The sequence below is a fragment of the Gemmatimonas sp. genome (genome assembly GCF_044345575.1).
Classification (GTDB): Bacteria; Gemmatimonadota; Gemmatimonadetes; order Gemmatimonadales; family Gemmatimonadaceae; genus Gemmatimonas.
Genome location: NZ_JBIJAW010000056.1, coordinates 1 through 14295, shown reverse-complemented (window position 1 = coordinate 14295; position 14295 = coordinate 1). Strand labels below are relative to the sequence as shown.

General features: G+C 68.1%; 13 protein-coding genes. 3 read left to right on the top strand and 10 right to left on the bottom strand.

Going from position 1 to position 14295, the window contains the following annotated elements:
* From ACIQ6O_RS05560 to ACIQ6O_RS05540, 5 genes are all read right to left on the bottom strand, one after another.
* A partial coding sequence (locus ACIQ6O_RS05560) for a M16 family metallopeptidase (protein ID WP_396206791.1) occupies positions 1-368 on the bottom strand: 368 nt, incomplete at its 3' end.
* Positions 365-1360 (bottom strand): tetratricopeptide repeat protein, encoded by a 996-nt coding sequence (locus ACIQ6O_RS05555; RefSeq protein ID WP_396206790.1) that lies wholly within the window; start codon positions 1358-1360, stop codon positions 365-367. The genes ACIQ6O_RS05560 and ACIQ6O_RS05555, both read right to left, overlap by 4 nt.
* A gap of 72 nt (positions 1361-1432) precedes the next feature.
* On the bottom strand, positions 1433-2644 hold the full coding sequence (locus tag ACIQ6O_RS05550) for a tetratricopeptide repeat protein (protein ID WP_396206789.1): 1212 nt from the start codon (positions 2642-2644) through the stop codon (positions 1433-1435).
* Between the two features lie 138 nt (positions 2645-2782).
* Positions 2783-3694: a pseudouridine-5'-phosphate glycosidase gene (locus tag ACIQ6O_RS05545; protein ID WP_396206788.1), complete on the bottom strand. Its 912-nt coding sequence runs from the start codon at positions 3692-3694 to the stop codon at positions 2783-2785.
* A gap of 91 nt (positions 3695-3785) precedes the next feature.
* Positions 3786-4022: a hypothetical protein gene (locus ACIQ6O_RS05540; protein WP_396206787.1), complete on the bottom strand. Its 237-nt coding sequence runs from the start codon at positions 4020-4022 to the stop codon at positions 3786-3788.
* Between the two features lie 206 nt (positions 4023-4228).
* Between ACIQ6O_RS05540 and ACIQ6O_RS05535 the strand changes: the two genes are divergently transcribed.
* A complete protein-coding gene (locus ACIQ6O_RS05535; RefSeq protein ID WP_396206786.1) occupies positions 4229-4588 on the top strand; it encodes a hypothetical protein in 360 nt (119 codons plus the stop codon).
* Positions 4589-4614: 26 nt separating this feature from the next.
* Here ACIQ6O_RS05535 and ACIQ6O_RS05530 read toward each other — a convergent pair whose 3' ends face one another.
* From ACIQ6O_RS05530 to ACIQ6O_RS05520, 3 genes are read right to left on the bottom strand one after another with little or no spacing between them, the layout of a single operon-like run.
* Complete coding sequence (locus ACIQ6O_RS05530) at positions 4615-7698, bottom strand: efflux RND transporter permease subunit (protein ID WP_396206785.1); 3084 nt, start codon at positions 7696-7698, stop codon at positions 4615-4617.
* A 3-nt stretch (positions 7699-7701) separates the two neighbouring features.
* Positions 7702-8934, bottom strand: a complete 1233-nt coding sequence (locus ACIQ6O_RS05525) for an efflux RND transporter periplasmic adaptor subunit (protein ID WP_396206784.1) — start codon at positions 8932-8934, stop codon at positions 7702-7704.
* Positions 8935-8939: 5 nt separating this feature from the next.
* Positions 8940-10223, bottom strand: coding sequence for a TolC family protein (locus tag ACIQ6O_RS05520; protein WP_396206783.1), 1284 nt, complete (start codon positions 10221-10223; stop codon positions 8940-8942).
* Between the two features lie 263 nt (positions 10224-10486).
* Here ACIQ6O_RS05520 and ACIQ6O_RS05515 point away from each other — a divergent pair, with 263 nt between their 5' ends.
* A complete protein-coding gene (locus tag ACIQ6O_RS05515; protein WP_396206782.1) occupies positions 10487-10840 on the top strand; it encodes a hypothetical protein in 354 nt (117 codons plus the stop codon).
* Between the two features lie 28 nt (positions 10841-10868).
* On the opposite strand, the gene ACIQ6O_RS05510 is transcribed toward ACIQ6O_RS05515, so the two are convergent.
* Positions 10869-12230, bottom strand: coding sequence for a sensor histidine kinase (locus ACIQ6O_RS05510; protein ID WP_396206781.1), 1362 nt, complete (start codon positions 12228-12230; stop codon positions 10869-10871).
* Positions 12230-12910, bottom strand: coding sequence for a response regulator transcription factor (locus tag ACIQ6O_RS05505; protein WP_396206780.1), 681 nt, complete (start codon positions 12908-12910; stop codon positions 12230-12232). Before ACIQ6O_RS05505 ends, ACIQ6O_RS05510 begins: the two co-directional genes overlap by 1 nt.
* Positions 12911-12964: 54 nt before the next feature.
* Between ACIQ6O_RS05505 and ACIQ6O_RS05500 the strand changes: the two genes are divergently transcribed.
* On the top strand, positions 12965-14107 hold the full coding sequence (locus ACIQ6O_RS05500; RefSeq protein ID WP_396206779.1) for a patatin-like phospholipase family protein: 1143 nt from the start codon (positions 12965-12967) through the stop codon (positions 14105-14107).
* The last annotated feature ends 188 nt before the right edge of the window (positions 14108-14295 follow it).

The window sequence follows — 14295 nt, the reverse complement described above, 5'->3', positions numbered from 1 at the left end:
GCATACGCGTCGAACTGAATCTCGAGCCCCGGCACGAACCCCGACGACGGCAACACGGTGTAGTAGCTCGTGTGATCGTAGATGGTGTGCGCATTCAGGTAGCCACCGTTCGCCTTCGTTTCCCGCGCGATCTGTCCTACGCCACGAGTGGGCGTGCCCTTGAAGAACATGTGTTCGAGCACGTGCGCGATTCCGACGATGTCGTCGGTCTCGTCGAAGTAGCCGGCCTTCACATGCGTGACGATCGCCACCACCGGCGCCGACGTGTCGCGGCGCACGAGCAGCGTGAGGCCGTTCGGCAGCACTTCACGATACGTGTCGTGGTGCAGCGCAAGCGCGTCACTGGGGCGGAGTAGCGTGTCGGTCATTCGGTGTGCGGAGACAGGGAGGCGAGAACGCGAGAAAAGGGGGAGCAGCGTTGCCAATCACCGGGACCGGCGCGCTCGAACCAGCGGCGGGCTTCGTCGGTGCGGTTCAGCTTGGCGAGGGCGCAGCCGAGAAATCCCTGAGCGCTGCGGTCGGCCGGGTCGATCTCCAAGGCACGCACGTAGAAACGACGCGCGATCTCCGGCTGGCCGTCGGCAAGCATTAACGCTGCCAGCTCGCGATTGGCGATGGCACTGCCCGGCGCCACGCGCACCGCCGTGGTGAGCAACCGTCGCGCCCGTGCGAGGTCACCATCTTCGCGTGACATGCGACCGAGGTACACGAGCGGTCGTGCATCGTTGGGATCGAGCCGCGCGGATTCGGCGAAGGCTACGCGTGCGACTTCACGGGCGCCGCGTTGATACGCTTCGACTCCGCGCTCGAGTATGCGATCGGCGCGGCCGGCAAACCACCACCACGATCCACCGCCGAGTGCGGCCAGCAGCAGGGTGAGTGCACCCAGCCGCACCAGGGGTCGCCGTCGGTGCGAAGTGGGGGCCGGTACGCTCGTGTCATCGGGAAGCGCTCGCAGGCGGTCGGCGGCGCCCGCGGCGGCCGGCACACTGGGCGACGGCGCGGCCTGCGTCGCGGGAGCCGTCATTGGCGGCGATGCCGCATGATCGAGCGCTATCCAGGCTTCACGCACGATGAGCTGTTCCGCCTCGTTGCTCGCTGCACCGGTGGCCCGATCGGCCCACGCGGCAAGCGCCACAAGGGCGTGGGCATCACTGAGCGTGAGGCGCCCGAGGCGGCGGACTTCCCCCACCAATGCCTGTCCGGTGAGTTCCGGTCGAGCGATCAGCCGTTGCAGGAGATCCTGCGCCGCACTCCATAACGCCGCCGCGGTTGCAGCGCGGTCGGGGCTGAAGACGACGCGCGCCGCATCGAGTGCGGCGCGAGCGTCGGCGTGAATCGTGTCGTCTGCAGCGGTCATGGACATGCGATCGGACGTGGGGAGACTGCAATCATCGAGCGGTCCCCGGCGTCACCGGCCGAGCGAAACCGCTCAGCGGACGATGCGCAACATGCCCGCGTCGGCACTGCCCCGAATGAAGGCTTCGGGAGCGTGCGAGGCCACGCGCATACCGGTCGCGCCGTAGAACCGACGCGCCTCGATGGCCATGTATTCGTCGAGGGGACGACCGGCATCGCGCGCATCGCGCAGCGCCTGCACGATCTCTTCCCAGCTGCCTTCGAACACCGTGCCGTCACGCATGATCACGCGATGCGTGTCGGAGTCTGCCATGAGCACGTCGGTGGACGACCCGTCGTGCGTGTTGGCCGGTGCCCCTGCCTGCTCGGCCACCGACTCAGAATCGCTGCTGTGTTCCCCGCCCTGCTGCTGACCGACAAGGCCGGTCAGCAGCGAGCCGAGGGTTTCGAGCTGCCCCTGCTCGGTGGCATGGGCAGCCTCGTCTGCTTCCATCGCCGCTTGCTCCACTTCTGCGAGCAGTTCGTCGATGGCATCGGTTTCGCCGGCGAGCTCCACGAGCCGCGCTTCCCACGGCTTGAGCTCTCCGTCGTTGTCCTTGAGCTTGTACACCGACTTCTTGAGTTCGATCAGGCGCCAGATGCCAAGCTCGTCCCAATGATCCTCCGGCGAGGTCTTCTCGAACTCGAGCAGCGCCGCGTCCAGATCGCCCGCATCGTACAGCAGGTTGGCGAGATACACGCGCGCTTCGGCGAACTGCGGATCCACCGTGAGGGCACGGCGCAACGCCACCATGGCCTCGACATCGTTGCCGAGCCGGTGCTGCGCGTACCCGATGCACGCCACGGCTTCGGCCGAGTCGTCGGCGTGCTGGACCGCCCGCTCGAAGTAGGCGAGCGACTGCTCGACGTAGCCTTCGCGGAAGAGTGCGCGGCCGATCTGCAGCATGAGGTCGACATCGTCCTCGTAGCCGAGTTCGATGGTGCGCTCATAGGCCCGCAGCCCCGCTTCGACCTGACCGAATTTGAGCAGCACTTCGCCCAGGCCGGCGAGGGCGTCCTCGTGTTCGGGGTCGAGCGTGAGCGCTTCCTCGAAGCTGCGGCGCGCCCACATGAATTCGTCGCGTGCGAGACGCGCGTAGCCGGCCCCGACGTGCAGCTCCACCGCCGACGGGTACAGCGCGAGTCCTTCGCGCAGCAACGCGAGCGCCTCGTCGTACTGCCCCTCGTCGTAGAGGGCATGGGCGCGCTCGTCGTATTCCTCGGAACTCAGGAACGGGTTGGTCATTGCGAGACTGGCCTCCGGATCGAGCGGGTTACCGGATAGTACCGTGATCGACGGCTTTCGTTCAACGCTGGACCGACAGTTTGGTGTACCAGTACAACACGGGGGCCACCGCGGCGGGCGGTAGGGTGAAGGGGAGCGTCAGGACTGCAGCGCGGCCGCAATCTGACCGGCGAGGCGGGCGTTGTTTTCGAGCAAGGCGAGGTTGGCCTGCACCGACCGTCCGGCGGTCCGCTGCTGGATGTCGGCGAGGAGGAACGGCGTGACGGCCGCCCCACGAATGCCCGCCGCACGCGCCGCGGCGAGGGCGGCCTGCGTGGCCCGTTCCACGACGTCCACCGGCACCGCATGGTCGGCCGGCGGAGGTTGCACGACCAACATGGCACTGGTGCGTCCAAGGGACCGGTGGGCCTTCCACGCCCGCGCGATGGCCTGCGGCGTGTCGAGCCGCGCGGAGAGGCGGAGGCCCGTCGTAACGGAGAAAAACCCGGGCAGCTCGTCGGTGCCATAGCCGACCACCGGCACGCCAAGCGTTTCCAGGCGTTCCAGAGTGGCTGGCAGGTCGAGAATGGACTTGGCGCCGGCGCAGGTCACGATGACCGGCGTACGGGCCAGTTCCACGAGATCGGCCGACTCGTCGAAGGGCGCATCACGGTGAACACCGCCGATCCCCCCGGTCGCGAACACTTCGAGACCACCCAACGCACAGAGGGCCAGCGTAGCGGCCACGGTGGTCGCGCCATCGGCGCCATCAGCCATCGCCACGCCAAGATCGCGCGCCGACACCTTACGCACGCCGTCGCGGGCGAGGAAGCGTTCCAGCGCATCGGGTTCGAGACCGAACCACGGCTCACCGCGTACGATGGCCGTGACGACCGGCGTCGCTCCAGCCGCCTCGACCGCACGCATCATGCGCTCGGCGGCTTCGCGATTGTGCGGGGGCAGCAGCCCCTGCGCCAGCACCGAGCTTTCGAGGGCGACGACCGCGCCGCCGCGCTCACGCGCGGCCGCGACGACAGCAGTACTGCGAGGGCGCCGTGGGACAGGACTCACAAGGGCCATACTACAGCGCGGTGCACACCGGGGCAACAGCCGCCCATGGTGTGCACCGCGCATGTTGTGTCACACGGTGGAACCGCGCGATTCAGCTCGTCGCGTCGTCGAACGCGTCGGCCTTGCGATCCTCGAGCAGTTCCCAGTCGCTCGACGTGGGGTCGTTGACCGCGAGGAGCTTGACGGTCTCACCGGCATAGGCATCGAACTCCTTGCCTTCGTTCTGGTAGACCTTGATCTGGTGACCGCTCTCGAACTTGAGCACGATCAGCGGGTGCGTCGCGTTGGTGAACTGCTTGCGCAGCTTCTTGGGAGGCTGGAGGCTCATCGTCGTCTTCAGGGGCAAGGGGACTCGAAGGAACACCAGAAGTTGGCGCCCAAAGGGCCGTCACGCCAGACGTCACCCGCACGAGGCATCCCGTCCCACGTCGACGCGGGTCGCACTCGGTGCGTGGCACACCGCGTGGCGTCCGGTGGTACTTTCTCCCGACCTTCACAAGGACGTTCACGATGCGCCGTTCCGTTTCGCACCTGATGATTCCCGTACTCCTGCTGAGTCCGGCAAGCGTGCAGGGCCAGACCACGCCCGATGCGCCCATCGGCACGCCTTCGCGACCACTCATGGCCGTGCCCGACTCCGCCCCTGCGCCCGCCGCGCAGGCGGCCACGATCGGCCCGGTAGCCGGTGCCCAGATGGTCGCACTCCGTACACGCACGCTCCCCGCCCCTGCTCCCCGGTCACCGAGAGGCGACACGTCGGAGAATCGGGCCCTCATGATCGTGGGCGGCGTCGGACTCCTCGTAGGCGCCGTGATCGGTGGCGATGCCGGTACCCTCGTGATGCTCGGCTCGGCCGGCGCGGGGTTGTGGGGACTCTACAAGTTCCTCAAGTGAGGCAACCGAGGTCGGATCCCGGTCTCTCAGGCCGCCGACCTCGCCCCTCTCGCCTTCCGCCCTTCGAGCCACGCGTACAGCACCGGCAGCACGAACAACGTGAGCACCGTGCTGGTCACGAGACCGCCGATGACCACGCTGGCCAACGGGCGCTGCACTTCGCTGCCGGGACTCGTGCTGAGCGCCATAGGAACGAACCCGAGACTCGCCACCAGCGCCGTCATGAGCACCGGGCGCAAACGATCGGCGGCGCCACGCTCCACCCTGGCGTCCACGGTCTCCTCCTCACCCTCGTGCGCGTGCCGCATGTGGTTGAGATGCTCCACCATCACCACGCCGTTCAGTACCGCGATGCCGAACAGCGCGATGAAGCCGATGCTCGCCGAGAGACTGAGATTGAGACTGCGCAGCCACAGCGCTGCAATGCCCCCCACGAGGGCGAACGGCACGTTGGAAAGCACGAGGACCGCCTGGCTTACCGACCGGAATGACAGGTAGAGCAGCCCGAAGATGAGCGCCAGCGCGAGCGGCACCACCACGGTGAGGCGACTCATCGCGCGCTGCTGATTCTCATACTGCCCGCCCCACTCGAGAAATACCCCCGCCGGCAGTGTCACGTCCCGCGCGACCCGCGCGCGCACCTCCTGCACGAAGCTGCCGAGATCCCGGCCCCGCACATTACTCAACACGAGGGAGCGACGCTGGGCGTCCTCGTGCCCGATAAGCTCCGGTCCGGTGGTACTCTGCACATCAGCCACGGCGGTGAGCGGCAGCAGCTCACCGCCAGGTGCACGGATCGTAAGCCGGCCGACTGCCGCGGCATCGGCGCGGTAGGCCTCGGGCATCCGCACGACAATGTCGATGCGCCGGAATCCGTCGATGAGTTCCGCTGCCTTCTGCGAACCCATGGCGAGGTCGATGGCATCACGCACATCCGCCACGGAGAGCCCATACTGGGCGAGCGCTTCGCGACGGATCTGCATGCGCACCTGACCGCTCCCCTCTGCCACCTCCACGGCCACGTCGGCGCTCCCAGGCACGGTGGCAATCACCCGACGGATCTTCTCGGCGATCGCCTCGTTCTGCTCGAGATCGGGGCCCACCACCTTCACGCCGAGGTCGGTCTTGATCCCGCTCTCGGCTTCGTCGAGGCGCATGGCGAGCGGCTGGGTGAACGACACCTCGAGGCCCGGTACCACGCGGAGCGCCGAGTCGAACTTGGTGACGAGTTCCTCGGAACTCGTAGCGCTCGTCCACTCGTCGCGCGGCTTGAGGATCACGTACATGTCCCCTTCGAAGAGCCCCATGGCCTCGGTGGCCAGATCGGGACGCCCCTCCTTCGTGACCGTCGTGATCACCTCGGGGAACTGCTTCACGATCTTCTCGGCCGCGAGCGAGAGACGCGTGGCGTCGGCCAGATCCACGCTGGGCATGCGCCGCGTGGTAATGAGAATGGATCCTTCGTCGAGCTTGGGCATGAACTCGGTGCCGATGTGCAGCATCGACCACACCGACGCCACGACCAGCACGGCGCTCGTGGCGAGCACCGGCTGCGGCGCGTGCAACACGCGGCGCAGCATGCGGCGATAGCTGGCCGTGAGGTTCACCATCCACTGTGCCGGCTCACCGTGGCCCTCACGCAACGCCCAGCTGGAAATCGCCGGCACATACGTGAGCGCGAGGAGCAGCGAGCCGAGCACGGCGCATACCACCGTGAAGGCCATTGGCTTGAACATGCGCCCTTCCATCCCGTCGAGCGTGAAGATCGGGATGTACACCGCCACGATGATGGCGATACCGAACAGGATGGGGCGCCCAACCTCCACCGCCGCCTTCTCGAACAGCGTCGCCTTGTGCATGTCGCGGTTGGCTTCCATGCGCCTGATGAACCCTTCGACCATCACCACCGACGCGTCCACGATGAGCCCGAAGTCCAGCGCGCCAAGGCTCATGAGGTTGGCGCTGTACCCGAAGAGCGCCATGCCGATGAAGGCCATGAGCATCGAGATGGGGATGACCGACGCCACGATGAGTGCCGCGCGCACGTTCCGCAGGAAGAGGAAGAGCACCGCGATGACGAGCAGGCCGCCTTCGATGAGGTTCTTGACGATCGTGTTGGTGGTGCGCGCCACCAGATCGGTCTGATCGTAGAACGGTACGACCTTCACGTGAGCGGGCAGCGCCTTCTTGATCTCCTCCATGCGTGCCCGCACATCCTCGATCACTTGGCGGGAATCGGCGCCCTTGAGCTTGAGCACCATACCGCTCACGACTTCACCTTCACCGTCCTTGGTGACCGCTCCGTTGCGTGGCAGGGCGCCCAGCTTCACCGACGCCACATCGCCCACGCGCACCGGTGCGCCGCGGTGGGAGCCGATCACCACCCGCTCTACCTCGGCCGCGTTCTCCACCCGGCCGAGGCCGCGCAAGGTGTAGCGTTCACCGCCCTGCTCCAGATAGCTGCCGCCAAAGGCGAGTGTGTTCTTCGCCAGGGCGTCGTGCACATCCACGACCGTGTGCTGGTAGCCGGCGAGACGGACCGGATCCACCACGACTTCCACCCGCTCGGTCAGCCCACCCCACGAATTGACTTCGCTCACACCCGGCACGGTGCGCAGCCGCGGGCGCACCACGTAATCGTGCAGTGTCTTGAGCTCGGTGAGCGACAGGGAGTCGCTGGTGAGCACGTATTGATACAGCTCGCCCATTGGCGTGGAGACGGGCCCCAAGGCCGGTTCCACCCCGGCAGGGAGCGCTCCCTTCGCGTCACTCAATCGCTGCTGCACCAACTGCCGTGCGAAGTACACATCGACGTTGTCGGGAAACGGCACCACCACCAGCGACAGGCCGAACTTCGACACCGAGCGCACCCCTTCGGCACCCGGCACGCCCATCAAACTCGATTCAATGGGATACGTGACGAGGCGCTCCACCTCCTCGGGCGCCATTCCCGGCGCCACAGTGATCACCTCGACGCGGGTGCCGGTGAGATCGGGGAAGGCGTCGAATGGAATGTGCTGCAGCGCGTACAGCCCCGCGGCCATGATCGCGAGCGTGAGCCCCACGATCGTGCCGCGCCGCCTGAGCGCGAAGTGGATGAGGGCTTTCATGAACTACTCTCCGCCGCCACTGCGTCGCTTGAGCAGCTCGGCCTTGGCGATCGCGGCCCCGCGCACCACGACGGCCTTCCCCGCATCGAGCCCGGCGAGCACTTCCGCCTGTTCCGCAGAGCGGCGGCCGATGCGCACCGGCGTGGCCTTCACCTGCATCCCCTCCCCGCGAGGTTCGGCGACGAATACCACCGTGTCCCCCTCGAGCGCCTGCACCGCCGTCGCGGGGACGACCAGCGCCGCGGTGGTGCCGCGTCCGCGGATGGTGGCCTGCACGAACGTCTCTGCGCGCCCCGCCGGCTTCCCCTTCAGCTGCGCGACGATCTGCACCGTACGCGTGAGCGTATCCACCGTTGGCGCCACCCGAATCACGGTGGCATCGAAGAACTGCTCCGGACGATCGGTGAGCGCGTAGCGTACGCTGGCCCCGATGTCGATTCCAGCCGATTGCTGCTCAGGCACATGCATTTCGAGCTGCAGGCGATCGGGGCTACCTACCGTCACGAGCGGTGTGCCCGGCAGCACCACCGTCCCGGGCTGCGCTTCACGGCCCGTGACCACCCCGCCGATCGGCGTGCGGACGATCACATCGTGCTCGTCCGCGCCCGCGGGCAGCGGTCCCTTGCCGGCCAGATGCTCCACCAGCGCATCGGCCCGGTCACGCTCGGCCTCCGCTTGCTCGAGGTTGGACTCTGCCACCCGTCGGGCAACCTGTGCCCGCTCGAGTTCGGCGCGGGACATGGCCTTGTTGTCGAATAGGCGCTGCGCCCGGCCGGCGGCCGTCACGGTGAGATCGCGTTCCGCCTGCATCGCGGTCACGTGCGCCGTACTCGACTTGAGGGCGCTGCGGGCGTCCATGATCTCGTGGCTGTGTATCATGACCAGCGCCTGACCGGCGCTCACGCGATCGCCCACCCGCACGGTCACGTGGGTGATCCGTCCCTCCGTGATGGAGCCGATGGTCTCGAGGGCATTCGGATCCAACTCGAGGCGCCCGGGCACCGTGAGACTGGCCTGCCACGGTTGGGTGCGGGCCGTGTCCACCACGAAGCCGGCAATCTTCACGGCATCAGCCGACAACGTAGCCGTATCGAGCATGTCGGCGGTGGCCGACGGCTCGCCCGCACCGTCAGCGGCCCCATCGCTCGCCCCACCGCACGCGGCAAGCGACAGACCGGCGGTACCGAGAACGAGGCGCAGCACGGTGCGCGACGGGAACGCGGAGAAAACAGACATGGTGATCATTCGCCGGAGGGGGTCTGAGCGAGCACGGGCAGGTCGAGCGGGCTTTCGGCATCGAGCCTCGCGCCCAGCGTGCGTTCGAGTTCGAGGCGCGCGAGCCAGGCGTCGGCCGCCCAGCGCAGGTGCTGGTGCATGGCGTCGGCCGCGGCGCGCTCGGCATCCAGCAATTCCGTCAGGGTGGCGTGGCCTTCGCGGTACGAAAGGCGCGCGATGCGCGCGACCTCACGGCCGCGCACACCGAACGTGGCCGCATCGCTGGCTGCAGCGCGCACGTCCTGATAGTGCGCCAGCGCGTTCACGACCCCCGCGCGTATGACCCGTCGCAGGTCGTCGCGCTGGATGCGGGCCTCCGCCAGCTGTCCCGCCGCGCGCTGCCGGGCACCACTGTTGCGATTGAAGAAGGGCATGGGCATCGCGAGCCCCACCTGCCCCGTCATGAATCCGCCGGTTTCCTTGGTGCCGCCCTGCAACTGCACCTCACCGAACGCCCCCCGCTGCTCGGCGGCGAGCCGTCGCTGCGCTTCGCGCACCCCGGCCTCCCGTGCCTGCACATCGGGCCGCCGGGCGACGGCACCCGCCACGGCCACGGCGGTGTCGGGCGACAGCGGGAGGGTGGGGGCCGTCAGCGTCGCCAACGACACCGGCGCGCCCTCGGCGAGGCCCAGCAGGCGCGCGAGATCGGCCTGTGCCATGGCCGCTTCGTTGCGTGCTGTCACCAGCGCCACCCGCGCGCGGTCGGCCTCGAGCGAGGTGCGCAGCCCCACGGCCTCGCTCACCAACCCTTCGCGCAGCCGTTCGGCATCGACTCGGGCGATCTCGCGCAGGGCATCATACTGCTGAGTGGCGATCTCCAGGGATCCACTGGCCACGGCGGCCCGCAGCCACGCCCGCGCCACCTGCAGTTCCGCGTCCCGGACATCGGTGGTGGCATCGCCGGCAATCCGGGCCTTGCCGGCCGAGGCCACCTGCCGGAGGGCGAGGCGGCGCCCCGAAAGGTCCCACGGTACGTAGAGCGTGGCGAAGATATCGGGCTGGAGCGGACTACCGAGGTTTTCCCGCCGCCATTCGAGCGACGGGTTGGCCCACTGGGTCTGTTCGCCGACCTGCCCGAGGGCCACCTGACGGCGTGCATCGACAATCTGGCGGAGCGGTCCGGCGCTGCGAGCGGTTGCGAGCGCCGCCCGGAGATCGATGGGCGACTGGGCGTCGAGTCGCGCCAAGGGGGCTGAACTCAGGACCACCGCAGGGAGCGCCAGCGCGGCGAGAATACGGGGAGCGTGCATGGTCGCGAAGCTACGCGTCCCGCATGAACGCTGCGTGAATATGTCGGCCCGCTCAGGCGCCGGCGGCGGAACCGTTCGATCCGCGGACACGGGTGTCACGCATCGCGGCGGGTGGGACGAAGCGGGTGGGAAACCGTGTGCCGGGTCACACCTTCGTACAATTTCGAAGTCAAGAATTCGGCGGCCGGGGCCGATGTAAATGGAGAGGCGACGACGATCGCTTGTGACGTCGCCGCCGGACGATTACTCCAGCTCCCCCCGCCGTGCCTGCTCCCACGCCCCTGTTCGCTAACGCGGTGATCGAAGCCGATCGCCAGGCGCCCGATCCCCTCGCGTTGCTGATGCGCGCATATGACCGTGCCATCCGCGCCTGCGAGACATTCGATTATGTGGGGGCGCGTCAGGCGATCAACCTCTTGCGCGACGCGCTGGATCTCGAGTCGGCGGCCTCGCGCAGCTTCGATGCGCTCTACGAGTGGTGCGAAGAGTGCGTCGAGGGCCGCGACTTCGTGAGCGCGGCCCAGTGCCTGCGCACGCTGCGCGATGCGTGGCGCCGCGCGAGCCATATGGCACCATCGAGCACCCCCGCCCAGTGGAGCGATCTGCCGGTGTGTTGAGGGGCAGAGAGCCTCAGTTTTCGGGCTCCTACCCCAATCGCACCACGAACTTCGCCCCGCCCAGCTCGCTGTCTTCAACGCTGATCGTGCCGCCGTGGCGCCGCACAATCCACGAAGCGATGGCGAGCCCAAGGCCGCTCCCATCGGCTCGGCGATGACGGGCCGCTTCCCCGCGGTAGAAACGATCAAACACGCGCTCGCGCTCGTCCGGCGGTACGCCCGGACCATTGTCTTCCACAATGAGCAGCGCCCGCGCCCCGTCCGGGCGAACTGACACACGGACCTCCCCCGGTGCACCGCAGTACCGGAGCGCGTTGTCCATCAGCCCCCCCGACAGGCGGGCCAACAACACCGCATCGCCGCGCACCGGCGTTTCCTCGAGGGCTCCGAGGGAAATCGTGGCTCCGAGTTGTTGAGCCTGAGGCTGCCAGCGCGGCATTTCGTCGGCGATGAGATCGTCGAGATAGAGCGGCTGCAGGTTGGCCATTACCGCGTCCCCTGCCGCATCGGCGCGCGCGAGTTGCAGCAGCTCGTCTACCTGGTGGGTCACGGCCCGCAGTTCGGCATCGAGAGCCGTGAGGATCGCTGTGCGTTCCTCGGGAGATGCCGCCTGCACCGGGTGGAGCATGGCAACCTCCACGCGGGCGCGCATGCGTGCGATCGGCGTGCGCAATTCGTGGGCGGCATCGGCGAGGAACTGGCGCTGCTGGGCCAGGGCGCCGTCGAGCCGGTCGAGGAGGGCGTTGAAGCCGGTCCCGAGTCGTCCGAGCTCATCGTCGGGATTGGTGACCGGCAAGCGCACGCCGCTGGCGGGAGCGATGCGCGAGGCGGCGTCGGCCATCGCCCCCACCGGCTGCAGCGTCCGGCCGGTAAGCCACCACCCGGCGACCGCGGCGGTGAGCACAAACAATGGAATGCCGAACAGAAACCACCGGTCGATGCGCGACTGAAGCGCGAGCATGTTGCCCATGCTTGCATCGACCTCCACCTGCCAGCCGGGGGCCAGGTCGGCATCGAGTGGGAAACGCACCGAATGCATCGGCGATCGCAACGTCGCGACACGCGGCGTCGCCGAAGGCTCCTTGCTGCGAAACAGGCGGCCGTCGGGGAGCCGATAGTGGATGAGGCGATCTTCGAAGACCAACTCACCGGAGATGTGTGTGAGCGTGGCCTCGATGGTGCGATACTCGTTGACCTCCGTGCGAAAGAACTGGGTCACGAGACTTGCCGACGCCCGCACCGATTCCTCGAACTCGCGTGCGAGTGTGGCGCGCAGCGCGAAGCGCACCACGGTAGCGGCCCCCACCAGCACCACCAGCAGCGTGGCGGCATAGAGCATCGTGAAGCGCAGCCGGATGCGTGGCCGGGGCCCGGTGGGTGGGTGGGCCATTACTGCTGTTGCGGCGCGGCCAGACGGTACCCCGCACCACGCACGGTGGTCAGGAGCGGATCATCAGTCGGGCCATCGACCTTCTTGCGCAGCCGCGCGATGTACACGTCGATCACGTTGCTCATGGGATCGAAGTTGTCGTCCCACGCGTGCTCGCCGAGGTACTCGCGGGTCAGTACGCGCCCGGCCGATCGCATGAGCACCTCGAGTACGGCGAACTCCTTGGTGGTGAGGCTGACCGGCCGTGTGCCCCGCCGCGCCTCACGGGTGGCGGGATCGAGCACGAGATCGGCGACACGCAGCACCGTGGGCGCGGCGTGGTCGGGGCGCCGCAGCAGGGCGCGCACGCGCGCCACCAGCTCCCCCATGGCATAGGGTTTTACCAGGTAATCGTCGGCGCCGAGATCGAGGCCGGCGATGCGGTCTTCCACGCCGTCGCGGGCGGTGGCCATGAGAATGCGTGGCGCCGGCGACCGGTGGCGGAAGGTGGTGCACAGCGCGAAGCCGTCGTCATCCGGGAGGCGCACATCGAGCACCACGGCATCGTAAGGGCTGACGGCCGCCAGTTCACGCGCCATCTTCCCCGTGGCGGCGGGATCGACCGCAAACCCCGACGCGCGCAGGTAGGCCGTTGCGCTTTCCCGCAACGTATCGTCGTCTTCCACGAGCAGCACACGCATGCCGGTAATCTACCGATCGAGAGGGAACACGCATGAACCGGTGGCCTCGCTGATATGACGCGCTTCGAGGTCCCCGATGATCGGGTGCCCATGGGCGACACCGGCCCGCACCATGCGGTGCCGCGTATTGCCCTGGTGATGGGCGGTGGCGCGCTCAAGGGTCTCGCCCATGTCGGTGCGTTGCGGGCCATCCGCGAGGCGGGCATCGAACCGCAGGTGTATGCGGGGTCCAGCATCGGCGCCCTCATCGCCGCCGCCGCCGCGAGCGGCCGGACCGCCGAGGAGTTAACCGAGCGTGCGTTGCGGGTGCGGCGCCGGGATCTCTTCCGCATCAACCACATGGGCATGCTGATGGAACGCATGCTGTCGCCCGCCATCTATCTCGAGGCCCCGCTCCGCGCCCTGTGCGAGGAGCTGGTGGGCGAGGGAACCTTCGAGCAACTCGGCCAGCGCCTGCTGGTGTCGGCGGTCGACCTGGAGCGAGGCGCCCCGGTGGTCTTCGGCCGTCCAGGGTTCCGCGACGTCCCCGTGCGCGATGCCGTGTATGCCTCGTGCGCCCTGCCGGGATTCTTCCCCCCTGGGCTGGTGGGCGATCGCGTGTGCATCGACGGCGGCACCATGGACAACCTGCCGGTGAACATCGCCGGGCTCGAGGTGGATGCAATCATCGCTGTGGACGTGGGCATCGCCGACGTCCCCCATACGGCCGGCGCGGCCGATCAGGGGTTCGCCGCCATCTTCATGCGCGCTGCCACGATGATGATGCACGCCATGCAGCAGGCGACGCTCGACAGCTGGACCGGGCCGCCAATGCTGCTCATCCGCCCGAAGGTGTCGCACATCAGCTGGTTCAGCTTCACCCACTCGGAGCAACTGCTCGAGGTGGGGTACGAGACCACCCGGCAGTCGCTGCGTCACCTGCTGGACGCGCTCGCCGCCCCCGGGGGCATCTTCCCGCGGCAGGAGATGGAGATTGCGGTCGACCACGATCGCTGCACCGGCTGCGGCCTGTGCGCGGCGCACTATCCGGCGCTTATGGGGATGGACGGCCAGCGGCGCGCCCGCCCGCTGAAGATGGTGCACACCTTTTCCCCGGCGGACGTGTCGTTCGCCCGCTGCTGCCCGGTGGAGGCGATCACGGTGAACGCGGTGGCGACGCGCGACCGGGTCGGTGACGAGCTGGCACAGCTCGCCTGAACCGGCGGATCCGTCGAATTGCGGTTTGCCGGTTACCCTTGTTGGCCGGATCGTGTCCCCGCACCGATATTCCCTCTTAGCCTCGTCGGTACCGGGCACCCGCGAAGGAGGGTGTTACGGCGCGATGAGTGGCTCCGTTCCGGACGCGCGTGGCCACCCGTGGGGTCGGTGCGCGCAGGACACTCCCC